Genomic DNA, 539 nt, shown 5'->3' on the forward strand with positions numbered 1-539 from the left:
GGGGTGATGATGTGTTCAGGATCTAAGGCACCGAGTTCCACGACTTCTGATACTTGCGCGATGGTGATATCTGCTGCCATGGCCATAATTGGACCAAAGTTACGTGCAGATTTACGGTACACCAAGTTCCCCCAGCGATCGCCCTTATGCGCTTTAATTAACGCAAAGTCAGCTTTGATTGGATTTTCTAAAACGTAGTCTTTACCTTCATAATTCATGGTTGGTTTGCCTTCAGCGAGCAAAGTACCAAAACCTGTTGGTGTGTAGATTGGACCTAAGCCCATACCCGCCGCTTGAATACGGCAAGCCAAGTTGCCTTGCGGTACAAGTTCTAACTCGATTTTGCCTGCACGGTAGAGTTCATCGAAGACATAAGAGTCAGACTGACGAGGAAAAGAACAGATGATTTTACGTACAGCGCCTGCTTGTAACAGTTTAGCCAAGCCGTAATCACCATTACCTGCGTTGTTGTTGACGATCACTAAGTCTTTAATACCGAGTTCAATTAAGCCATCGATGAGTTCAGCAGGCTGACCTGC

Annotated in this window: 1 protein-coding gene; it reads right to left on the minus strand. The window is 46.2% G+C overall.

Features of this window, described 5'->3' with window-relative positions; all coding sequences use genetic code 11:
• On the minus strand, nucleotides 1-539 hold a 539-nt coding region (locus AC1M9K_RS14500; protein ID WP_481589638.1), incomplete at both ends, for a 3-oxoacid CoA-transferase subunit A.

This window comes from Acinetobacter sp. 24-47-67 (assembly GCF_056779735.1).